Raw genomic sequence first — 22,776 nt, forward strand, 5'->3', positions numbered from 1 at the left:
TCAAAGCTGCCGGCGCATGTCGGCCGCCGGCACCTTCATCATCTGGCGATACTTCGTGACCGTGCGGCGCGCCACGCGCACGCCCTGCCGTTCCAGCTCCTGCGCGAGCACGACATCCGAAAGCGGATCGCGCGGATTCTCCGCATCGATCATCTCCTTGATGAGCGCGCGCACGGCCGCAGCCGAACAGGTGCCACCCGTGCGTGTCTCCAGCTCGCGCGGGAAAAAGCGCTTGAACTCGAAAATGCCGCGCGGCGTGGCCATGTATTTGTTGCCGGTCGCGCGCGACACGGTCGATTCGTGCAGGCCGAGTTCGTCGGCGACGTCGCGCAGCAGCATCGGGCGCAGCGCGATCTCGCCGTACTGGAAGAAGGCCTTCTGGCGCGCGACGATGCACTCGCCCACCCGCAGGATGGTCTCGCAGCGCTTGTGCGCGTTGCGGATCAGCCAGCGCGCTTCCTGCAACTGCTGCGCGAGCGGCGAGCGGCTCGTCTGGTCCGAGCGCGCAAACAATTCCGCATAGAGCTTGTGAATGCGCGCGCGCGGCTCGATGGCCGGATTCACGCTCACCACCCAGCGCCCGCGCACCTGGCGCACGATCACGTCCGGCACCACATAGCCACCGTCCGCGCGGCCATAGTGATTGCCCGGCTTCGGGTCGAGGCGGCGTACGAGCGCGGTCGCGGCTTGCAGCGACTGCGCATCGCAGCCCAGCTGGCGTTGCAGCTCGCCGTGCTCGCGGCGCGCGAGGCGCTCCAGATGGCCCGTCACGAGCCGCAGCGCCAGCGCGCGGTGCGGCGTGTCCTCCGGCATCGCGTCGAGTTGCAGCGCGAGGCATTCCGCGAGCGAGCGGGCGCCGATGCCGGGCCGGTCGAGCGTCTGCACGACGCGCAGTGCGACGCGCAGGCGGTCTTCGTCGAGCGCGCCCTCCGTACCCTCGACGTCGGCAAGCTCGGTCAGGTCCTGACGCAGGTAGCCGTCGTCGTCGAGCGCCTCGATCACAACCTGAACTGCCGCGCGATCGAGGTCTGCGAGCGGCGAGAGCCGCAGCGCCTCGTGCAACTGCTCGCGCAGCGAGATGGGCACGCGCACCCAGTCGGCGGCATCGGATTCGCCGTCTTCCGAGCCGCGATAGCCCGACGGCGCGCGCGTCGCGCCTGGCAGCGGCAGGTCGGCGGCATACGCCGCGCCTTCGTCGCTGTAGCCGGACGTTTCTTCGCCATAGGCGCAGGGGGCCTGCTCGCCATACCCGGCCTCGTCGGCGTATCCGGCCGGCTCGCCGCCATAGCTCGCGGGGTCCAGCGTCATGCTGCCGTCGGCGGCGCTTTCCATGCCGCCATCGAGATCGCCCTCGGGCATATCGGCGGCCACCACGGGCGCCGCAGGCGCAGCAGCGCCAATCCCGGCCGCACCTTCGGCAGCCTCGGCGGCTTCGCCGGTTTCCTGGGCGGGCGGCACATATTCTAGAAATGGATTGGTATCGAGCGCTTCGCGCAATTCTTGCTGAAATTCGAGCGACGATAGCTGCAACAGGCGCACGGCCTGCTGCAGACGCGGCGTCAGCGCGAGATGCTGACGCGCGTGTAACGCGATGGAAGCCATGGCTTTGATGTTCTCTTGGGATTGACGTGAATGGCCCCAGTAACGCAACACCCATGCCAGCTTTTACAAGCACTTGTTTTATAACGGGATCGCGCCTTGCGAATCGCAATTCCGGCACCTGCTCCGAGCCCCATCCCGGACGTTTTTACAATCGCAGGAGAAAAATTGCGCGCCGGGTGCGGCCCCGGCCGTGGCGCCGGCCGACGTGGCAATGCCCGTTGCACCGAGGTTGACGCAATGCGGCATGGGCCTTGCGGCACCAGTTGGCCAATACCAACGGAACAGGAGAAACGCATGAAGCGCATTCCGATGCTCAAGACCGTTGCGGGTGTGGCCTGCATGACCTTCGCGCTCGCCGCCGGCGCACAGACGACCACGACAGCGCCTTCGACATCGCCTTCTGCGGCGACCCCGGCCAGCTCCGAGAGCTTCGGCCAGCACGTTGATGACTCAACCATCACGACCAAGGTGAAAGCCGAGTTGCTGGCCGCGAAAAACGTGAAGTCCGAGCACATTCACGTGAAGACCCGCAAGGGCGTCGTGTCGCTCACAGGCACGGTGCCGAGCGCCGCGGACAGAGACAACGCCAAACAGGTGGTGGAAAGCGTGGCGGGCGTGAGCGAAGTGAAAAACCACCTGAAGGTGGCCACGGAGTAATCCGCCGCGCGGGGCGTGGGGCAGCGCGGCGGCATGCCGCGCGATCCCGCGCCCTCACGCGCCCTCAGCGCTCCTCGCGCTGCGCCTGACGCAATTGCTCCAGCCGCGCCTCGCCCTGGCGCGCGAGCATCCAGCCCGGATATTCGGCGGGCAGGCGGCTCACGTCGTCGAGAGTCGCGAGTTCTTGCGCGGAGAGCCTCACCTTCGTGGCCGCGACGTTGTCGTCCAGTTGCTCGGTGCGCTTCGCGCCGACGATCACCGTCGTCACCGCGCGCTGGTGCAGGAGCCACGCGAGCGCGATCTGCGCCACCGAAACGCCCTTGCTCTCGGCGATCGGGCGCATCGCGTCGATGCAAGCCCATGCGCGCTCGCGCTCCACGGGCGGAAAGTCGAAGGTGGTGCGGCGGCTGCCCGCCTCGCCCTGGCGATCGCGCCCAAATTTGCCGCTCAGGAGGCCGCCCGCGAGCGGGCTCCATACCATCAGCCCGAGCCCTTCGCTCGCGAGCATCGGCACGATCTCGCGCTCGAGGTCGCGGCCCGCGATCGTGTAATACGCCTGCAGTGTGTCAAAGCGCGCGAGCCCATGATGATGGGCGATGCCGAGCGCCTTCACGATCTGCCACGCGGCCCAGTTCGAGACGCCCACGTAGCGCACGTGGCCCTGCTGCACTAGCGTGTCGAACGCGCGCACGGTCTCCTCGATGGGCGTGGCGGGGTCGAAGCCGTGGATCTGGTACAGGTCGATGTGATCGAGCTGCAGGCGGCGCAAGCTCGCCTTCACGCCCTCCATGATGTGATAGCGCGTCGCGCCGCGCTGGTTCGGCGATGCGCCCATCTCGCCGAGCACCTTGGTCGCCACCACGACCTGGTCGCGCACCACCTTGAGGTTCTTCAGCGCCTGGCCCGTGATCTGCTCGGAAATGCCTTGGGAATAGACGTCGGCCGTGTCGATGAAGTTGATGCCCGCGTCGAGCGCGCGGCCGATCAGGCGCTCGGCTTCGGTCTGCTGCAAGTCGCCAATCTGGTTCCAGATGCCGGTGCCGCCGCCGAAAGTCATGGTGCCGAGGCAAAGTTCGGAAACAAACAGGCCGGTACGGCCAAGAGGTTGCATTCGCATAGGAAAACTCCGACGTGAGCCGAGGGAACATCCAACGGGCCAGAGGATACTGCTAAACGCTCCAGGCGTGCCCGTGCTGCGCCGCATGCCCGAGCGAGCCCCGAACCTCACCCAGCAGCCGCGCGAGAAACCTGCCAGACTGCTTTTTTGCGCCCCGCACCCATGAACCTGCTCACGTCCGCCACCGCCCTGCCAGAGTCTGCCGCGCTCGCGCCCGCGCCCGGCGCCTCCAGCCCCGACGATCCGCTCACCCTCTTCCATCCCGCCGTGGCCGCGTGGTTCCGGACCAGTTTCGCCGCGCCCACCCCCGCGCAGCGCGCCGCCTGGCCGCTCATCGCGAGCGGCCGCGCCACGCTGGTGGCCGCGCCCACCGGCTCGGGCAAGACGCTCACGGGCTTTCTCGCCGCGCTCGACGCGCTCGTGCGCGAAGGCCTCGCAAACGGCGGTGCGCTGCCCGACACCACGCTCGTGGTCTATGTCTCGCCGCTCAAGGCGCTCTCCAACGACATCCACCTGAATCTGGAGCGCCCGCTCGAAGGCATCCGCGCGGAGCTGGCGCGCCGGGGCCTGCCGCCCGTCGAGATCCGCACTGCCGTGCGCACCGGCGACACGCCGCAGCCCGCGCGCGCCGCGTTGCGCAAGCGCGCGCCGCACATCCTCGTGACCACGCCGGAATCGCTCTATGTGCTGCTCGGTTCGGAGTCGGGCCGCCGCATGCTTGCCCTCGCGCGCAGCGTGATCGTCGACGAAATTCATGCGCTCGCGGGCAACAAGCGCGGCGTGCATCTCGCGCTCAGCCTCGAGCGCCTCGATGCGCTGTGCGGCCAGCGTCTGCTGCGCATCGGCCTGTCGGCGACGCAAAAGCCAATCGAAACGGTGGCGCGATTTCTGGTCGGCATGGGCGAGGACGCCGATGCGCCGCCGGCCTGCGCCATCGTCGATGCGGGCCACGTGCGTGCGCGCGACCTCGCGCTCGAAGTGCCGCCCGTGCCGCTCGAAGCGGTCATGGCCAACGACGTGTGGGAGCGCGTGTACGACCGCATGGCCGAACTGGTCGCGCAGCACCGCACGACGCTGGTGTTCGTGAATACGCGGCGCATGGCCGAGCGCGTGGCGCGCCATCTCACCGACCGCCTCGGCGCCGAGGCCGTGGCCGCGCATCACGGCAGCCTCGCGCGCGAGCAGCGCTTCGACGCCGAGCAGCGCCTGAAGCGCGGCGAGCTGCGCGTGCTGGTGGCCACGGCCTCGCTCGAACTCGGCATCGATATCGGCGATGTCGATCTGGTCTGCCAGATCGGCTCGCCGCGCTCGATCGCGGGCTTCCTGCAGCGCGTCGGGCGCTCCGGGCACCAGGTCGGCGGAATGCCGAAGGGACGGCTCTTTCCGACTTCTCGCGACGATCTCATCGAATGCGCGGCGCTGCTCGATTGCGTGCAGCGCGGCGAGCTCGACCGCCTCGCGCTGCCGAGCGCGCCGCTCGACGTGCTGGCGCAGCAGATCGTCGCCGAGGTGGCGTGCGCCGAATGGAGCGAAGACGCGCTGTTCGCGCTCGTGCGCCGCAGCGCGCCATTTGCGCAGCTGGAGCGCGCACGCTTGGACGCGGTGCTGCGCATGCTCGCCGAGGGCTATACGAGCCGCCACGGGCCGCGCGCCGCGTATCTGCATCGCGACGTGGTCAGCAAAACGCTGCGCGCCCGGCGCGGCGCGCGCCTCGTCGCGCTGACCTCGGGCGGCACGATCCCCGACAACGCCGACTATGCCGTGCTGCTCGAACCGCAGGGCGTGCAGATCGGCACCGTGAACGAGGACTTCGCGGTCGAGAGCCTCGCGGGCGACGTGTTCCAGCTCGGCAACGCCTCGTACCGGATCCTGCGCATCGAGGCCGGACGCGTGCGCGTGGAGGATGCGCAAGGCCAGCCGCCGAACATCCCGTTCTGGCTCGGCGAGGCGCCGGGCCGCAGCGATGAACTGTCGTTCGCGATCTCGCGCTTGCGTGGCCAGATCGAAGCGGCGCTCGGCGCAGATGGCGCGGCCCCGGATGCCATCGATCGCGCCACCGCATGGCTCGCCGAAGCGCTGAAGCTCGACGATGCCCCCGCACGCCAGATCGTCGAATACCTCGCGCGCGCCCGCGCCGCGCTCACCGTCCTGCCGACCCAGGACACGCTCGTGATGGAGCGCTTCTTCGACGAAGCGGGCGGCACGCAGCTCGTGATCCACGCGCCGTTCGGCAGCCGCGTAAACCGCGCGTGGGGCCTCACGCTGCGCAAGCGATTTTGCCGCCAGTTCAACTTCGAATTGCAGGCCGCCGCCACCGAGGACGCCATCATCCTCTCGCTCACGCACGCGCACAGCTTCGCGCTCGACGAGGTATGGCGCTATCTGCATTCGAACAGCGCCGAGCACCTGCTCGTGCAGGCGCTGCTCGACGCGCCCCTCTTCGGTGTGCGCTGGCGCTGGAACGCCACCACGGCGCTCGCGCTGCCGCGCCAGACCGGCGGACGCAAAACGCCGCCGCAAATCCAGCGCATGCGCAGCGAGGACCTGCTCGCCGCGGTGTTCCCCGACCAGGCGGCGTGCGTCGAAAACCTCGCGGGCGAGCGCGAAATTCCGCGCCATCCGCTCGTCGATCAAACGCTCGACGACTGCCTCCACGATGCTATGGATACCGAAGCATGGCTCGCGCTGCTGCGCCGCATCGAGTCGCGCGACGTGAAGCTGGTGACGCGCGAATTGACGGCGCCCTCGCCGCTCGCGGCAGAGATTCTGAGCGCGCGTCCCTACGCGTTCCTCGACGACGCGCCGCTCGAAGAGCGTCGCACCCAGGCGGTGCTGTCACGCCGCTTTCGCGACCCCGAGTCCGTCGACGACATGGGCGCGCTCGATCCCGAGGCGATCGCGCGCGTGCGTGAGGAGGCCTGGCCCCAGGTGCACGATGCAGATGAACTGCACGATGCGCTCAATACGCTCGGCGCGCTGGCCGAAAGCGAAGCGCACGCGCACGGCTGGGGCGCATGGCTCGCCGCGCTGGCCGCCGCCGGACGCGCGACGCGCATGCCGATAGCGGAACACGACGCGCTGTGGGTAAGCATCGAGCGGCTCGCCTGCGTGCGCGCGATCTACCCGCAGGCGCAATGCGAGCCGCCGCTCGCCGCGCTCTCCGGCCTCGATGAGCCGCGCGACGAACCATGGAACGAGGACACGGCGCTAGTCGAGATCGTGCGCGCGCGGCTGTCCGGATTCGGCCCCCTGACGGTCGCGCAGATCGCCCGGCCGCTCGCGCTGGAGGCGAGCGTGGCCGCGCTTGCGCTCACGCGGCTCGAAGCTGAAGGCACGCTCATGCGCGGCCGCTTCACCCCGGGCGCGCCCGAAGAGGAATGGTGCGAACGCCATCTGCTCGCGCGCATCCACCGCTACACCGTGCGCACGCTGCGCCGCGAGATCGAGCCGGTCGAGCGGAGCGATTTCATGCGCTTTCTATTCGAATGGCAGCACGTCGCTCATGGGACTGAGGGGGCGCACGGCTCGGGCCGCGACGCGCTTGCGGCCACGCTCGGGCAACTGGAGGGCTGGGAGGCTTCGGCCCTCGCATGGGAGGACGAGATTCTGCCCGCGCGCCTCGACGATTACACGCCGATGCTGCTCGACGAGCTGTGCCGCTCGGGACAGATCGCGTGGGCGCGGCTGCCGGCGCGCGCGGCGGCGTCGACGGTGCGCAGCACGCCCGTCGTGCTGCTGCCGCGACGCGAGCTCGCGCACTGGACGGCGCTCGTCGAAACGCCTGAAGCAGCGGACCTTTCGGCGCGCGCGCGACGCGTCCACGAGGCGCTGCTGCGCCATGGCGCGATGTTCTTCGACGAGCTGGGCGCCGATGCGCATCTGCTCGGCGTGGAACTCGAAAACGCGCTGGGCGAGCTGGTGGCCGCAGGGCTCGTGAACGCCGACAGCTTCGCGGGCCTGCGCGCGCTCGTGCGCCCGGCGGCGAAACGCCATACGCAAGGACATTACGGACGACGACGCCCGCGCGGCTTTGGGCCGCTCGTGGGCGGCATGGGCGACGCCGGACGCTGGGCGGTGCTGCGGCGGATTGCGCTGCCGGATGCCGCAGCGCCCCAGGCCGTGCGCGCGGCGAGCCCGACGCCCTTGCGCCGCCCTCCTGCCGATACCGACCTGCTGGAGCACGTCGTGCACGTGCTGCTGGGCCGCTACGGCGTGGTGTGCTGGCAGGTGCTGTCGCGCGAAGCGCCGTGGCTGCCGCCGTGGCGAGACCTGCTGCGCGTGATGCACCGCATGGAAGCGCGCGCAGACTTGCGCGGCGGCCGCTTCGTCACGGGCCTTTCGGGCGAGCAATTCGCGCTGCCCGAGGCGGTTGCGCTGCTGCGCGAAGTGCGCCGGCGCGGCAGTGCTGGCAACGCGCCGGGCGGCGCACGGAGCGAAGCGGCTGCGCTGGTCTGCATCGCCGCATCGGATCCGCTCAATCTGGTCGGCACTATGCTGCCCGGTGAGAAAGTGCCGGCGGTCGCGGGCAACCGCATCGTGTTTCGCGACGGCGTGCCGGTTGCGACGCTGGTCGCGGGCCGCTGCGCGTTTCTCGGCGATTTCGACGCGGCGACGCAAGATGTGCTGCGCACGGTTCTTGCTTGCCTCGGGGGCCGTTCGCCGGGCGTTTGACGCGCATTCCGGCTGTGGCGGATTTCTGTGCCACCGTGAAGTAGATGGGTTAGGCGGGCTCGGAATTGGCTGTTAGTTGCGTAAACGGCTGTAAGTCGCCATACCGCCGGAATCGCTACTGTGTTGCCTCTGCACTCCCGCCAAAAAGCAGCCTTGTGTACTTCCCGGACACGGCGCCGGTGCGCTTGCCGTCCGCGCCGTAATAACGATCCTGACGGCACAAGCGCTCTTTCACGTCGCAGAAGATACCGTTGGCGAAAGTGAAGGCGGTGAGGTCGAAGTCGCCCTGGGAAAACACTTTCGCCGCAACGCGCTGCCCGAGGTACTTCTCGGTCAGCGCGCGGGAAATGCCCTTCTCGTTGGCGCAGATGTAGCGGTCGCACAGCACGCCGCGCTCGGGCGAGCGAAGGGCTTGCTGGCCGGCCTGTGCGGAGAGGGTTGCGCCGGCCAGCAGCATGACGAAGAACAGGCCGACTGATGTCTTGTTCATGGATCAGCCCGCTTCACGCGTTCCCAGCGAAATGCCGCCGCAACCGCAGCCCGTTGGCGACCACCAGCAGGCTCGCGCCCACGTCCGCGAACACCGCCATCCAGAGGGTCGCCTCGCCCGCCAGCGCCAGCACGAGAAACACTGCCTTGATCCCCAGCGCGAGCGCGATGTTCTGCGTGAGCACGGCCGCCACCTTGCGGCTCAGCCCGATGAACGCCGCGATCTTGCGCGGGTCGTCGTCCATGATGGCGACGTCGGCGGTTTCGAGCGCCGTCGCCGTGCCGGCCGCGCCCATCGCAAAGCCGATGTCGGCGCGCGCGAGCGCGGGCGCGTCATTCACGCCGTCGCCGACCATCGCCGTCATGCCGTGCTGCGCCGAGAGCGCCGCGACCGCATCCTGCTTGTCCTGCGGGAGCAGATTGCCGCGCGCGTCGTCGATGCCGAGTTGCGCAGCGATCGCGCGCGCCGTCGTCGGGTTGTCGCCGGTCAGCATCACCGGCGTCACGCCCAGTTGCTCGAGAGCGCGCACGGCGGGCACGCTCTCGGGCCGCACCGCGTCGGCGACCGCGAACAGCGCCACCGGCTCGCTCGGCGAGCACAGCACGATGGCGGTCTTGCCCGCCGCTTCGAACTGCGCCAACTGCGCTTCGAGTTCCGGCGAGCACAGCCCCAGCGACTCGACCAGCCGATGATTGCCCAGATGCCACGCCGCGCCGCCGATGCGCCCCGTCACGCCGAGGCCGTTGAGCACCGCGAAATTGTCGATCGGCGCAAGCGCAGCCTGCCCGGCCTGCGCCGTCCGTGCACTGCGCTCGCGCCAGCCCGCAACGATTGCGCGCGCGACCGGATGGGCGCTCGCATCGTCGAGGCTCGCGGCAAGGCGCAAGGCCTCGTCTTCAGGCAACGCTGCCAGCACGAGCGTGTCCGTGAGCACTGGCGCGCCGCGCGTGAGCGTGCCGGTCTTGTCGAGCGCGACCGCCTTGAGCAGACGCCCGCGTTCGAGCCACACGCCGCCTTTCACGAGCATGCCGTTGCGCGCGGCTGCCGCGAGGCCGCTCACGACCGTCACCGGCGTCGAGACGACGAGCGCGCACGGGCAGGCGATCACGAGCAACACGAGCGCCTTGTAGAGCCATGCGCTCCACGCGCCGCCCAGCGCGAGCGGCCCCGCGATCGCGATCAGCACCGCGAGCACGACTACGGCGGGCGTGTAGTAGCGCGCGAACTGATCGACGAAGCGCTGGGTCGGCGCCCGCTGCGCCTGGGCCTCCTGGACCGCCGCCGCGATGCGCGCGAGCGTGCTGTCGCGCGCAGCGGCAGTGACGACCGCCTCCACCACGCCATCGACGACGATGCTGCCCGCGTAGAGCGCATCGCCCTCGGCCTTGTCGACGGGCAGGCTCTCGCCCGTGATGGGCGCTTGATCGAGCGCCGCGCGGCCCGCGGCCACGCGCGCATCGACCGGCACGCGCTCGCCCGTGCGCACACGGATGCGCTCGCCCACGGCCACTTCGGCCACGGCGCGGGTGCGCCATTCGCCGGACGGTTGTGCCGCTTCTGGTGCCGCTTCTGGTGCTGCTTGTTGCATCCACACCTCGGCCGTCTCGGGCGCGAGCGCCGTGAGCGAGCGGATCGCCTGACGCGCGCGTTCGAGCGACAGCGCCTCGATCTCCTCGGCGAGCGCGAACAGGAACACGACCATGGCCGCCTCGGGCCACTTGCCGATGATGACGGCGCCCGCGACCGCGAGCGACATCAGGAAGTAGATGTTGATCGTGAAGTTCTTGAGCGCGACCCAGCCCTTGCGCAGCGTCGGCAAGCCCGCGCACAACAGCGACAGCACCGTGCAGACGAGCACCGGCACGCCGGTCTCGTGGCCCGTGCTCCACGCGAGCACCTCGGCGGCGGCCGCCGCGACGCCGCTCGCCGCGAGCAGCAGCTTCTGGCGCAGCGCGAGGCTGGGGCCGCGCGCCGGCGCTTGCGCGCTCGCGCCGGCCGGGGCGGCATCGTCGAGCGGGCGCGGCGCCATGTCGAGCGAGCGCAGCGCGGCTTCGAACGGCTTCGCGTCGGGCAGCCGGTGGTAGAGCGTAAGCTCCCGCGCGAGCAGGTCGAAGTCGAGACGCACGACGCCCGTCATCGGCTCGAGGCGTTTGCGGATGAGCCGCTCCTCGGTCGGGCAGTCCATGTTCTCGATGCGGTAGCGCGCGCGCTGCGCGCCCTCCGGCGCGCTTGCCGGCGTGGCGCGCGTGGATTGCAGCGCGGCGGCGCCGGCGCAGCAGGCGTCGGCTTCGTGGCCATGGCCGTGATCGTGATCGTGATCGTGTGAATGGCTGTGGCCGTGAGCGTGGTCATCGTCATGATCACGGCCGCAAACCTGGTCGTGGCCTTGGCCGTGATCGTGTGCGTGATCATCGCCATGGTCGTGGCTGCATGTCCGGCCATGGTCATGGCCGTGACCGCTCGCCTCGTCCGCATCCGCGCGCGCGTGATCGCAGCAGCCCGCGGGCTTCTTGTTCCCCGCCTCATCGAGCAACACCGCCGATTCCGCCGGGCCCGACGCCGCCGCGCCCCGCTCGTCTTCGCGCGCCCGCAAACGTTGTGCGAGCACCAACCGCGACCAGAAAGCCAGGATCATGGCTGAATTCTCCCAAAAGTGACAGAATCATTAGACAGCCTGTAGCCGCTACAGGGTCAAGCCATTTTGGAGAACTGCGACCATGAGAATCGGCGAACTGGCGCGCCAGGCGCATTGCGACGTCGAAACGGTACGCTTTTACGAACGCGAAGGCCTGCTGGACGAGCCCGAGCGCGAAACCAACGGATACCGCAGCTACACGGGCGCGCACGCCGCGCAACTGAACTTCATCCGCCATTGCCGCTCGCTTGGCATCGGGCTTGCCGATATCCGCATGCTGCGGCGCTACCAGGCCGACCCGAGCCAGCCCTGCGACGAAGTCAATCAGCTGATCGACTGCCAGATCGCGCGCATTCACGAGCAGGTCGAGTCGATGCGCACGCTCGAACAGCAATTGCGGACGCTGCGCGAAAGCTGCCATGCGCACCACAGCAGCAGCGCCGAGTGCGGCATCATGAAGAACCTCGAGCAGCCGATCGACGAGGAAAGCTGCTCGTGCCACGCGGAAACCGCGCACGGCGACGCGGCCCACAAGAAGCAAGAGTAAGGCGCGAGATCCCGCCGAACCTCGGACCTCGCTCCGGAATTCGGCCGCTGGGCCTGTTCAGACCCGCGCTCGCCCGCTCACCTGCGCCCTCAGGGCGCTGACGCGATCACCTCGGCCACCGTGGCGGTGAGCTTCTTCGCATACGGCACGTGCAGGAACTCGTTCGGCCCGTGCGCATTCGACTTCGGGCCGAGCACGCCGCACACCATGAACTGCGACTTCGGGAAACCCGCCTGCAGGACATTCATCAACGGAATCGTGCCGCCCTGGCCCAGATACGCGCAGTCCGCGCCGAAATGCGTGCGCGACGCCGCGTTGAGCGCCTGCGTGAGCCACGGCGCGAGTTCCGGTGCGCTCCAGCCATTGGCCGAGCCCGTGTCCGGCTTGAACGTGACCTTGGCGTTATAGGGCGGATCGAATTCGAGCAGCGCCTTTAGTTCGGCGACGGCCTTCGACGCCTCCACCAGCGGCGGCAGCCGCAGCGAAAGCTTGAACGCCGTGCGCGGACGCAGCACGTTGCCGGCATCGGCGAGCGCCGGCAATCCGGCCGCGCCGGTCACCGAAAGCGAGGGCCGCCACGTCGAATCGAGCAGCGCCTCCTTCGGGTCGGTGGTCTTGGGCAGCACGGGGCGACCGTCCTGGCCGCACGCCCAGGGCAGGCCCTTCCAGACACTGTCGCCAAGAATTTGGGCCGTGGCCTCGGCTTCGGCCAGACGCGTGGACGGAATCGCGCAATGAAAGCCCTTGGGCAGAAGCGTCCCGCTCGCCGCGTCTTCCAGACGCTCGAATAGCTGACGCATCACGCGGAAGCTCGATGGTGCAATGCCGCCATACGAGCCGGAATGGATGCCCTCCTCGAGCACCTCGACTTCCAGATCGCCCGACACGAGACCGCGCAGCGAAGTGGTGAGCCAGAGCTGGTCGTAATTGCCCGCCCCCGAGTCGAGGCAGACCACGAGCCCAACCGTGCCCAACCGTTCGCGCAGCGCGTCGACATAGGGCAGCAGGTCGTAGCTGCCCGACTCCTCGCAAGTCTCGATGAGGCCCACGCAGCGCGGACGCTCGATGCCCTGGGCGTCGAGCGCGGCCAGCGCCGTGACGCTCGCGTAAATGGCGTAGCCGTCGTCGGCGCCGCCGCGGCCGTAGAGACGGCCGTCTTCGAGCTTGGGCGACCAGGGCCCGAGGTCGTTGCGCCAGCCGGCGAATTCGGGCTGCTTGTCGAGGTGGCCATACAGCACGACGGTCTCGCTGCTGCCCGAGCGCGTGGCCGGCACCTCGAAAAAGATCACCGGCGTGCGGCCCGGCAGCCGCACGATTTCGAGCTTCAGGCCGCGCACGGGCTGCGTTTCGGCCCACTTCGCAGCGTCCTGCACGACGCGCTCGAGATAGCCGTGCTTCGCCCAGTCGGCGTCGAAGGCGGGGCTCTTCGCGGGCACCGCGATGTAGTCGGTCAGCGCAGGGACGATTTCGTCGTTCCACTTGCGCTCCACGAACGCGCGCAAGGCGTCGTGATCCAGTTGCCGGATGTCCTCTGTGGTGTCTGAGCCCATGGTGCGAATACCGTGCGGGGAAAGCCTGAATCATAGACCCGAACACCTCTTGCAGGCAGGCCTTCGGCGCAAACGGAACAGCGCGCTGGCCATCCGGCCAGGCATGTCATGCGCGCGAGGCCGTTCCGCGCGACAATGAACCATTGGGCGATGGATGCCCTGTTGGGGAGGACCGGCCATGGTGAGCCATTCCGTCTTCGAGATCATTGTTCTGCTGGCGGCGGTCGCGCTCTATTTCCTGCCCGCGCTGATCGCGGAGCGCCGCCAGCGCGACGATCTGCTGACGATCGCCCTCTTCAACGCGGTGCTCGGCTGGACAGCGTTCGGCTGGCTGCTCGCGCTTTACTGGTCGCTGCAGGCGAATCCGCCGAAGAATATCGGCGGCAACGTGAAGGAAAGGCAGCGGCGTCTGGGCATGATGCTGTTCTCGCGCCAACTCGACGACCGCGCTCATGCACGCGAGGTCCGCGAAGCCGAGCGGGGGCAATCGTCACAATCACCGCAATCATCACATTCGTCGCGTTCGTAGCACCAGGCCCCGCATCGCGCGCGGCCTGGCCGAACGGCTAATCCTCACACCAAGCCGGACACGCGCGCCGTTTGCATGAAATAATCGCATCCATAACCGCTGGGCACTCCGGTCCCCCGTCGTGCGCCGCCTTTCCCCACCGCTTTGCCCCCAGGACCACGGAGCCCGCCATGCATGTCGCCCCGCTGCTCGCCTTTGCCGCCGTTGCGCTCGGCATGGCGCTCACGCCCGGACCCAACATGATCTATCTGATCTCGCGCTCGATCTGCCAGGGCCGCAAGGCGGGCCTCATCTCGCTCGGCGGGGTCGCGCTCGGCTTCGTTTTCTACATGCTGTGCGCCGCGTTCGGGATCACGGCCCTGCTGATGGCCGTGCCATTTGCCTATGACGCGCTGCGCCTCGGCGGCGCGCTCTATCTGGCCTGGCTCGCGTGGCAGACGCTCAAGCCCGGCGGCCGCTCGCCGTTCCAGGTCAGGGAACTGACACCCGACCCGCCACGCAAGCTTTTTCTCATGGGATTCGTCACGAATTTGCTGAACCCGAAAGTGGCGATTCTTTATCTCTCGCTGCTGCCCCAGTTCATCGAGCCGGCCAAGGGCAGCGTGCTCGCGCAATCCATCGAACTGGGCGCGGTGCAAATCGCGCTCTCGGTCACCGTGAACGCCGCCGCGGCAATGACGGCGGGCACGATTGCGTCGTTTCTGTCGGGCCGCCCGAAATGGCTGGCGATTCAGCGCTACCTGATGGGGACCGTTTTGGCCGGACTGGCCGTGCGGATCGCAGCGGAAGGCCAGCGCTAAAAGGATAAGGGGAATACGGGGATTAAGCGCGCCGGTTGGCTCGGGTTGCCGACCGGCGCAGTTTGGCCGCAGCCGCAGAAATCAGGCGCGGCTCGATTTTCACCATGTCTTGCGCAAACATGTCCTGACGCAATTCACCTCGTTCGTCGAACCATTGGCAGATCAGCCAATGCCCCTCGGCAAAGCCAACCGGCCCCGCATGCATGACGGTCATGCGCGGCCCGCCCGATTTCAGGGTGACAACATCGCCAACGCCTGCCATGGCGGGTTCGTTTTCTGCAAGCTCAGTATGCGTATCCAGCATGGCGCTGCCTCGCTAATCAGGTCGTTAAGCGAATAATCCCCGACAAGGATCGCCGCTCCCGCATGCGGATCCCCTTTTATTGATAATTTTATTCGGCCGACCGTTAATAAGTCCCGCAAGATTAACAACACGGATTAAATCTCGCAAGCGATTTATATTTTTTTATATACAAGACTTATTGTGGCAATGCACAAGCGCGATTTAATCGGCTCATCCTGAGAAAATCCCGGCAGCGGAAATAAAAAAGCCACCTGTCTTGAACAGGTGGCCAATCTGCAACTCGTGCGCCCCGGCGCTTTATTCCGGAAACGGCAGCGAAGTCTGACCTTCGGCACGCATGCCGAACACGTTGAGCGTCATCGCCACCAGCGCGTAATAGCCGAGCAGCCCGACGAGGTTGATCGTGGTCTCATGCCCGAAGCGCTCCACCGCGCGCGCGTAGGTCGCATCGGACACGCGCTTTGTGTCGTAGAGCTCGGTCACGAATGTGTGGATGAGCGCGTCGTCGGGTTCGTCGAAGACCGGCTCGGCGCCGGTGCGGATCTGCTCGGCCAGCGCCTCGGGCACGCCCGCCTCCAGCGCAATCGGATAATGGATGTACCACTCCGCCTGGGCCTGCCAGCGCGCCGCCGTCACGAGTATCGCCAGCTCCGACAGGCGCAGCGAAAGCCCCGTGTTGTAGCGGCAGAACGCACCCAGGCGCTGCGCATGCTGGGCAAGCTCCGGGCTGTGGATCCAGCCGAGAAACGGTCCGTTCAGGTTGCCGCGCGGGCCGGAAAGAATTTCGTCGAGCACGGCTTTCTGCTCGGCCGTCGCGCTCGCCGCGTCGAAGGCAGGCAGGCGCGCGTTCGTGGATTGGGTCATCGGTCAGGCTCCGGAAACGAATGATCAGGCGGCACGCGGCGCGCCCGCCACGCCCGTCGCGCTCAGCGCGGCGCCGATCGCGTCAGCAAGGCGTGCCTCGATCGTATCGATATCCTCTGCGGTGCAGATGAACGGCGGCGCGAGCAGCACGTGATCGCCATGCTTGCCGTCGACGGTGCCGCCCATCGGGTAGACCATCAGGCCGCGCACGAACGCCTCGCGCTTGATCGCGGCGTGCAGTTTGAGCGCCGGGTCGAAGGTGGCCTTGGTCTCGCGGTCCTTCACGAGCTCCACGCCCACGAACAGGCCGCGCCCGCGGACGTCGCCCACGTACGGATGTTCCGCGTAGCGCTCGCGCAGGCGCGCCCGCAGTTGCTCGCCGCGCGCGAGCACGTTGTCGAGCAGTTTCTCGTCGGCAATCACGCGCTGCACTTCGAGCGCCGCCGCGCAGGCCGTGGCATGGCCGATATAGGTGTGGCCGTGCTGGAAGTAGCCGCTGCCGCCCACGATGGTCTCGTAAATGCGCTGGCTCACGAGCGTCGCGCCGATCGGCTGGTAGCCCGCGCCGAGGCCTTTCGCGATCGTCAGCAGATCGGGCGCCACGCCGTCTTCGTCGCAGGCGAACAGATAGCCCGTGCGGCCCATGCCCGACATGATTTCGTCGAGGAGCAACAGCACGCCGTAGCGGTCGCACACCGCGCGGATCTTGCTGAAATACTCGCGCACCGGCGGCAGCGCGCCAGCCGTTGCGCCCACAACCGTTTCCGCGACGAATGCAGCCACGTTCTCGGCGCCGAGTTCGAGAATCTTCTGCTCCAGCTCGTCGGCGAGGCGCTGCGCGTAGGCCTCGTCGGTCTCGCCTTCATGACGCTCGCGGTATGCGTAGCACGCGCTCACGTGATGCGATTCGATCAGGATCGGCAGGAACGGCTCGCGACGCCATGCGTTGCCGCCGATCGCCAGCGCGCCGAGCGTGTTGCCGTGATAGCTCTGGCGGCGCGCGATGAAATGGCGGCGCGTGAGCTCGCCCTTCTCCACGAAATACTGGCGCGCGAGTTTGAGCGCGGCCTCGATCGCCTCCGAGCCGCCCGAGACGAAATAGACGTGGTCGAGCCCGGCGGGCGCGGCGGCAATCAGGTGTTCGGCGAGCTGCTCGGAGGCCTCGGTCGTGAAGAACGAGGTATGCGCGTACGGCAGTTGCTGCGCCTGGCGCTTGATCGCGTCGATCACGCGCTGGTTGCTGTGGCCAAGGCACGAGACGGCCGCGCCGCCGCTCGCGTCGATGTAGCGCTTGCCGGTGGAGTCGATGATCTCGATCCCCTCGCCCGCCACCGCAACGGGCAAGGTTTGCTTAGGCATCCGATGGAAGACTTTCGTGGACATGGGCGTTCTCGCTGAAATCGCTGAAATCGAATTGATGCGTTGAAATTGAGCCGATGAATCTCGCCGTGTGTCAGCCGCCGCGCCCGACCTGCAGGCCCAGCGTGCGCACGCCGTCCTGCCAGACATCGAGCGTCACGCGGCGCGGTTCCACACGCATGCAAGCGGTGGCGAGCGTGTTTTCATCGTCGGGATCGTGGGGGTCGTCGCGGTAGATCGGCAGGCCCGCGCCCGCGCGGTCTTGCAAGGTGCGCACGAAATCCGCGCCGTCGGGCCGTGCGTCAAATGCGGACACCAGCGCGGGCAGCAACTCGGCGAGCCGCGCCTGCCGGTCGCGCGACGAATCGGTGACGATCTGCGCTTCGTTCTCGCAGCCCGCGTGAATCAGGTGGTTGGCGTGCCCCGAGGGCGCGCCTATTTCGGCCATCGATGCGCGCTGCGCCGTGGCTTCCACGCTATGGATGCGCACTGCGCCGGCCGCGTCGGTGCCGCCGACCGTGTGGTGGAAGCCGCTCGCGCGCGGCGTGTCGCGCAGCAGCGCGAGGGCGTCGGCGAGCGTGGCAGCGTCGAGCACCGCGCGCGCGAGGATCATGCGCGGCACGCCCGCGCGCGGCTCGCGGATGCGCACGTTGTTGATCGCCTGCGAGATGCCCGCGTGCGACGCCGCGAAGGTGTGGCCGGGCAGCGATCCCGGGTAGTAGAAGCTCACGAAGCCGGGCTTGCCCTCGGGCTCGATCTCGACCACGGCGCAGCGCCCGCGCAGATACGGATCGCCGTCTTCGTTATGGGCGATCAGGCCGGCCTCGGGCGTGCGCACCGCCAGCGTCGTGCAGCCGTCCGGCGCGTTGTGGATCAGCTCGCCGCGGCAATTCCACAGAAACAGATCGTGCGCGGGCCAGCCGAGGGCCGCGGCCATCGCATCGATTTCCGCGACATGGGCCGGGAAATACCGCTCGGCCGCCGCGCGCAGCTCCTGCGCAAACGCGCTGCCGCGCCAGCGGCTCACCGCCGCCCACGCGCTGCTCTGCGCCATATAGTCCGCGAAGACGGGCTTCGCCAGCTCGCCGAGCCGCCGCCCGATGGCCTCGGGCGAGCCGCCCATCCGGTAGGTCTTGAGTTCCTGCATCGAAATTCTCGAAATTCTCGTTTGAATGCTTGCAACGGGGAATGATGGATTTATACGTCACGCAACATGTGTTGTCAACAATTATGCAATCAACAACAAATGATATTCCTGCAAACGTAAGTCGGGCCTCCTCGCGGGCGGCTAAAAAATGGTTCCCCGGGGATTTCCGGGAAACGCGCCATCGTCAAGATCGTCTTGAATTTGGTTCGGATTGAGATAGCCTGAGTTGTCAGGGCGGATCTGTTGATGGATCAGCGCTTGACGCGCGTACATGAATCCAATCCTCGCGAGGTTTGCTATGACGCTCAGGACCGAAACAAAGATCGAGGGGCGGCTTTACCCTCCCCTCAGCGATGAAGAAAAACGCAATTTCCAGCGCAGCGTCGAGGAATCGTTGGCGCAGATCCGCTCAACCGATATCGGGTCGAGTCTGCTTGACGATATCGAACGTGCAAGTAACGAAGTGCTGATCTTTCAGGCCGCCCCCGTTGTGGGCAATAAGTGCAGGCAGAAGGATGCTTCGATAAAAGCCTGCAGGGCAGCTTGCTACGAGGAAGTGCTCGATTTTCCAAGCCTCGCGGACAAGGTATCGAAACAGGGGAAAGGCCACCCCGCCATGAGAAAGCTCTACAAATTTTGCGTACCGGAAGCGAGCGGTGGAGAACAGGGAGCGTACCGGCATACTGCTTCCGCGCGCCCGCTTCCTCTCGCTCACAAAAAGCCTGGCGAACAGAGGGCAAGCGAGGAAGCCGCGAGCCCATTCAAGGTGAGTTCCCTCCAGCGCGGGCTGATCGGCTACCACATCATGGACCATCTGACGCCGGGGGCCGGCACCGGAGCCGATGTCCTTTGGGATCCGACATCGGATGGCGTTTGCCGGGATCTGCCGGCTGACAAACGCGCAGCCTGGATGGATCGCCCGCCGTGGATCGCGTTGGTCCACGAACTGATTCACGCATGGCGCCTGGTGACCGGCAGATGCGTCTTTGAGCCGGGCGGGATCGAGGAATATTGGGAGGAAGCGATGACGGTCGGCCTCCCGCCCTATGACGGATGCCGTTACACCGAGAACCGCTTCCGTCAGGCCAAGGCGCTCCCGCTGCGAACGTTCTATGGAGAAACGACGCTTGGCCGCAGCAAAGCCGCTGCGGCCAAGCACGGTGCGGCCGAATCACGGCTACTGATAAAGGTTGTCGGTAGCGGCCCCAACGACCCCTTGGTCTTCGATTTCGATATCCGCTCAGCCCAAAAGCCGGATGAAGTGACCCATGGAACGACCGACACCCGGGGACGCGCCACGGCCGGTGCGACCGATGGGGAAATACGCTTTCGCGGCTTTGGCGCTTTCGGCCGCGTCGAAACGCAGTGGCAGAAAATTTTGGTCGGCAGGCAGATGACTTTGCAGTTTGGCCGCTACAGCTTCATTTGCGAGCCTTTGGTCAAGTCATGAAAGCTTCGGGCGCCAGCGGCGTGGCGGTGTCTCTCGTAGCGTGCAAACGCCACACGGCAAACGCCAACCCCGGTCAGCGCGCCGTCAAGGCACATAAGCGCCGCGCGCGTTGAGCGTGCGCTCGGACTGTTCGAGCTGTGCCACGGCGCCCGCCCCCTCCAGCGCGAGCAGGTGCGCGACGAGCGACTCCGCCAGCGCCGTCGCCGCCACCAGCGAGGGGAAGAACGATGGGCTTTCGTGCGTGAAGATCAGCACTTTATCGGCGTTGAGCGCGATGGGCGCAACGGCGCTGTCGGTAATCGCGATCAGCCTGCTGCCTTTTTCGAGCGCCGCCTCGGCTACGCGCACGGCCTCCACCGAATACGGCGCGAAGCTCACCACGATGGTCGCGCTGTCGCGCTCGATGCCGAGCAATTGCATTTCGAGCGTGCCGGCCTCGCCGCCCAGCAGCGACACCGAGGGCCGAAAAAGCCGATAGCCGTACACAAGGCCGAACGCCACCGCATAGCACGAGCGAAAGCCCGCCACGTGCACGTGCTTCGCTTTCTTCAGCACGCGCGCGGCCTCGACCATGGTGCGCGCGTTATGCGCGGCGCTGGCGTCGAGATTGTGCTGCTGGGCAACCAGCAGATCGTGCGCGAGCGCGTCCTTCGCGCTGCCCGCCACGAGCGAGCGCGCCCGGTTCGAAAGCGGTTCGGGACGCGTGCGCACGCGCGCGACGAACAGATCGCGCAACTCGTTCCAGCCCGGAAACCCAAGCTGCTGCGAGAGCCGCACGAGCGACGCGGGCTGCACCTGGGCGCGCTCGGCGACTTTGCGCATCGACGAAACGGCGACTTCGTCGGGATGATCGAGCAGGAAGGCGGCGCCGGTCTGGAATTGCGGGCTCAGATCGGAGAAGCGTGCGCGAATGAGCGCGGCAAGCTGGTCGAAGCTTTCTGGCATGCGAATGGCTGAATGGCTGAATGGCTGAATGGCTGAATGGCTGAATGGCTGAATGGCTGAATGGCTGAATGGCTGAATGGCTAACGGGCAGGGAACGACAACAAATGTTACCACTGGTGTTGCGGGATGTTGTCGAAACGTTTTACCCCGCCTGCTTCAGCCGCCGACTCCGCCTCGCGCGCCGCGCCAGCATGTTCATACCTTCGACGAACGCGGAGAACGCCATCGCCGCGTAGATATAGCCTTTGGGAACGTGAGAGCCGAAACCGTCGGCGATCAGCGTCATGCCGATCACCAGCAGAAAGCTCAGCGCCAGCATGACGATGGTGGGATTGTTGCCGATGAACCGTGTCAGCGGACCTGCCGCGAACAGCATCGTTGCAACCGCCACGATCACGGCGATATACATGATGGCCAGGTGCTGGGTCATGCCGATCGCGGTCACGATGCTGTCGACGGAGAACACCAGGTCGAGCAGCAGGATCTGGCCGATTGCTGCACGCACCGTGAGGCCGGCCGGAGCTGCGCCACCCGATTCATCGTCTTCGTCATGAGAGACGTTGTGATGAATTTCCCTGGTCGCTTTCCAGACGAGGAAAAGCCCCCCGCCGATCAGCACGAGATCGCGCCACGAAAAGTCATGATCGAACAGCGACAGCGCGGGCTGGGTCAGTTGCGCGATCCATGCCACGGCGCCCAGCAACGCAAGGCGCAGCACGAGCGCGAGCCCAATGCCGATCCGCTGGGTCCGGGTGCGATGCTCGGGCGGCAGCTTGTTGCTGAGAATGGCGATAAAGACGAGGTTGTCGACGCCGAGCACGACTTCCATGACCACCAGTGTCACAAGAGCGGCCCAGGCTGAGGGGTCGGAAAACAGAGCAACGAGATCGTCCATGCGCGGTGTGCCGTCCAGGGTAGCGGAGAGATCGATTCTACGGTCGTGCGGGCACGGCGAGTATGTAAAGCATTTTGCAATCGCACAATGGGACCAAAGTCGTATTTTTCCGGCGCTTCAAAGCCGGCGATGTCCATGCCACAATTCGGCTGCAACAGTGAATGAGCGATGCGCCAGCAACGGGAGCGATTCATGCCTGGTCAATCGGACAAGTCAGCACGGCGCCTCGCCTGTGCCTGCTTGCTCGCGGTCCTGCTGCCCTGCCAGTCGAATGCCCAGACGGCCGCTGGCCCGTTGTCGGGCAACACCGTCGTCGGCGGCAACGTGAAGCAGCACGCGGACGCCGTGCTCGCCATCATGACCTACACCACCGTTCCCGACGTCACGACCAGCAATCTCTCGGTCAATAGCGGCTCCACCGGGAATCCGGGCTTCGGCCAGACGCAGTTCGGCGGCGGCTTCACGCTCAGCAAGTCGTTTCCTTTGTATCTGGAAGGCACGCTCGCCTACAGCCGCTACGATCCGATTTTCATCGCGTCCGACGGCACCCAGCAGCGCGCGATACCGACCAAATGGAACACCTTCAGCGGCACGGTGGGCATCGGCTGGGACTTTCGCATCGCGGACGAACTGGTGTTCCGTCCGATCCTGAACGGCACGCTCGGGCGCGTCTCCAGCGATCTGAAAGTCGGCCAGACGATCTTCAATCACGTCACCGACAGCAACCTCCAGTTTCTCCAGAATGGCTCGCTCGATGCGTATGGCTATGGCGGCTCGCTGATGCTCGATTACGAGCATTACCGCGAGAACTACGAAATCGACGCCGAACTGCGCGCGACCGATATCTATCTGCGCAGCTTCGGCGGCTCGTCGGCGGCCGTGCAGGGTTCGGCCATGGCGCAGCAACTGAGCCTGTGGACCCGCTGGCGCGCGCCGACCGGCTGGCATGCGCTGGACCGGCCGATCCGCTACGTGCTCGAAGGCGCCTACTCGCACTACTTCGGCGACAGCGCCGGCGTGCTGGGCTTCAACGACCTCACATCGCTGGGCGTGGGCCTCGAGCTCGACAGCAGCAAGTACCCCATCATCGTCACCCGCACCCGGGCGATGGTGCGATATGTGTTCGGACATAACGTGCACGGCGTGTCGTTCGGATTCGCGATGAGCTTTTGATGCGCACGATCTTGATGCGCACGGCAGTGGCGCCCTTCGCG

Annotated in this window: 19 protein-coding genes; 7 read left to right on the forward strand and 12 right to left on the reverse strand. The window is 67.0% G+C overall.

All coding sequences use genetic code 11. From position 1 onward, the window contains the following. A complete protein-coding gene (locus P5W99_RS21930) occupies window positions 1–1,602 on the reverse strand; it encodes an RNA polymerase factor sigma-54 (RefSeq protein WP_434662928.1) in 1,602 nt (533 codons plus the stop codon). Between the two features lie 294 nt (window positions 1,603–1,896). Between P5W99_RS21930 and P5W99_RS21935 the strand changes: the two genes are divergently transcribed. Beyond that, window positions 1,897–2,259 (forward strand): BON domain-containing protein, encoded by a 363-nt coding sequence (locus tag P5W99_RS21935; protein WP_421025502.1) that lies wholly within the window; start codon window positions 1,897–1,899, stop codon window positions 2,257–2,259. A 64-nt stretch (window positions 2,260–2,323) separates the two neighbouring features. On the opposite strand, the gene P5W99_RS21940 is transcribed toward P5W99_RS21935, so the two are convergent. Continuing rightward, window positions 2,324–3,376: an aldo/keto reductase gene (locus tag P5W99_RS21940; protein ID WP_434662930.1), complete on the reverse strand. Its 1,053-nt coding sequence runs from the start codon at window positions 3,374–3,376 to the stop codon at window positions 2,324–2,326. A 162-nt stretch (window positions 3,377–3,538) separates the two neighbouring features. Here P5W99_RS21940 and P5W99_RS21945 point away from each other — a divergent pair, with 162 nt between their 5' ends. Further along, window positions 3,539–8,047, forward strand: a complete 4,509-nt coding sequence (locus P5W99_RS21945; RefSeq protein ID WP_421025504.1) for a DEAD/DEAH box helicase — start codon at window positions 3,539–3,541, stop codon at window positions 8,045–8,047. Between the two features lie 115 nt (window positions 8,048–8,162). On the opposite strand, the gene P5W99_RS21950 is transcribed toward P5W99_RS21945, so the two are convergent. Continuing rightward, window positions 8,163–8,504: a YcgJ family protein gene (locus P5W99_RS21950; RefSeq protein ID WP_421027009.1), complete on the reverse strand. Its 342-nt coding sequence runs from the start codon at window positions 8,502–8,504 to the stop codon at window positions 8,163–8,165. Between the two features lie 46 nt (window positions 8,505–8,550). Then, complete coding sequence (locus tag P5W99_RS21955) at window positions 8,551–11,172, reverse strand: heavy metal translocating P-type ATPase (protein WP_434662933.1); 2,622 nt, start codon at window positions 11,170–11,172, stop codon at window positions 8,551–8,553. Between the two features lie 82 nt (window positions 11,173–11,254). Between P5W99_RS21955 and P5W99_RS21960 the strand changes: the two genes are divergently transcribed. Further along, entirely contained in the window at window positions 11,255–11,719 is a 465-nt protein-coding gene (locus P5W99_RS21960) for a Cd(II)/Pb(II)-responsive transcriptional regulator (RefSeq protein ID WP_421025506.1), read from the forward strand. A gap of 89 nt (window positions 11,720–11,808) precedes the next feature. Here the strand turns inward: P5W99_RS21960 and P5W99_RS21965 are convergent, their stop codons facing one another. Then, a complete protein-coding gene (locus P5W99_RS21965) occupies window positions 11,809–13,269 on the reverse strand; it encodes a M20 family metallopeptidase (protein WP_421025507.1) in 1,461 nt (486 codons plus the stop codon). Window positions 13,270–13,447: 178 nt separating this feature from the next. Here P5W99_RS21965 and P5W99_RS21970 point away from each other — a divergent pair, with 178 nt between their 5' ends. After that, window positions 13,448–13,798: a superinfection immunity protein gene (locus tag P5W99_RS21970; protein WP_421025508.1), complete on the forward strand. Its 351-nt coding sequence runs from the start codon at window positions 13,448–13,450 to the stop codon at window positions 13,796–13,798. Window positions 13,799–13,968: 170 nt separating this feature from the next. Next, entirely contained in the window at window positions 13,969–14,598 is a 630-nt protein-coding gene (locus P5W99_RS21975; protein WP_421025509.1) for a LysE family translocator, read from the forward strand. Between the two features lie 22 nt (window positions 14,599–14,620). Here the strand turns inward: P5W99_RS21975 and P5W99_RS21980 are convergent, their stop codons facing one another. From P5W99_RS21980 to P5W99_RS22000, 5 genes are all read right to left on the reverse strand, one after another. Further along, the gene (locus P5W99_RS21980; protein ID WP_421025510.1) at window positions 14,621–14,902 is read right to left on the reverse strand and encodes a YodC family protein; all 282 of its coding nucleotides are present in this window, start codon (window positions 14,900–14,902) and stop codon (window positions 14,621–14,623) included. A 297-nt stretch (window positions 14,903–15,199) separates the two neighbouring features. After that, window positions 15,200–15,766 (reverse strand): carboxymuconolactone decarboxylase family protein, encoded by a 567-nt coding sequence (locus P5W99_RS21985; protein WP_421025511.1) that lies wholly within the window; start codon window positions 15,764–15,766, stop codon window positions 15,200–15,202. A gap of 24 nt (window positions 15,767–15,790) precedes the next feature. Continuing rightward, window positions 15,791–17,149, reverse strand: coding sequence for an aspartate aminotransferase family protein (locus P5W99_RS21990; RefSeq protein WP_421025512.1), 1,359 nt, complete (start codon window positions 17,147–17,149; stop codon window positions 15,791–15,793). A gap of 70 nt (window positions 17,150–17,219) precedes the next feature. Further along, a complete protein-coding gene (locus P5W99_RS21995) occupies window positions 17,220–18,272 on the reverse strand; it encodes a C45 family autoproteolytic acyltransferase/hydolase (RefSeq protein WP_434662941.1) in 1,053 nt (350 codons plus the stop codon). A 141-nt stretch (window positions 18,273–18,413) separates the two neighbouring features. Beyond that, window positions 18,414–18,545 carry a hypothetical protein gene (locus P5W99_RS22000; protein WP_421025514.1) on the reverse strand — a complete coding sequence of 44 codons (132 nt, stop codon included), beginning with the start codon at window positions 18,543–18,545 and terminating at the stop codon, window positions 18,414–18,416. On the opposite strand from P5W99_RS22000, the gene P5W99_RS22005 reads away from it, so the two are divergent. Next, window positions 18,544–19,722 carry a M91 family zinc metallopeptidase gene (locus tag P5W99_RS22005; RefSeq protein WP_421025515.1) on the forward strand — a complete coding sequence of 393 codons (1,179 nt, stop codon included), beginning with the start codon at window positions 18,544–18,546 and terminating at the stop codon, window positions 19,720–19,722. The two genes, P5W99_RS22000 and P5W99_RS22005, sit on opposite strands and share 2 nt — an antisense overlap. 84 nt (window positions 19,723–19,806) lie before the next feature. Here the strand turns inward: P5W99_RS22005 and P5W99_RS22010 are convergent, their stop codons facing one another. Together P5W99_RS22010 and P5W99_RS22015 are read right to left on the reverse strand one after the other, a co-directional pair. Then, a complete protein-coding gene (locus P5W99_RS22010; protein ID WP_421025516.1) occupies window positions 19,807–20,667 on the reverse strand; it encodes a MurR/RpiR family transcriptional regulator in 861 nt (286 codons plus the stop codon). Window positions 20,668–20,809: 142 nt separating this feature from the next. Beyond that, window positions 20,810–21,562, reverse strand: coding sequence for a TerC family protein (locus P5W99_RS22015; RefSeq protein ID WP_421025517.1), 753 nt, complete (start codon window positions 21,560–21,562; stop codon window positions 20,810–20,812). A gap of 192 nt (window positions 21,563–21,754) precedes the next feature. On the opposite strand from P5W99_RS22015, the gene P5W99_RS22020 reads away from it, so the two are divergent. Further along, the gene (locus P5W99_RS22020; protein WP_421025518.1) at window positions 21,755–22,735 is read left to right on the forward strand and encodes a hypothetical protein; all 981 of its coding nucleotides are present in this window, start codon (window positions 21,755–21,757) and stop codon (window positions 22,733–22,735) included. Window positions 22,736–22,776: the final 41 nt, after the last annotated feature.

The sequence above is a fragment of the Paraburkholderia sp. A3BS-1L genome (assembly GCF_051125215.1).
Classification (GTDB): Bacteria; Pseudomonadota; Gammaproteobacteria; order Burkholderiales; family Burkholderiaceae; genus Paraburkholderia.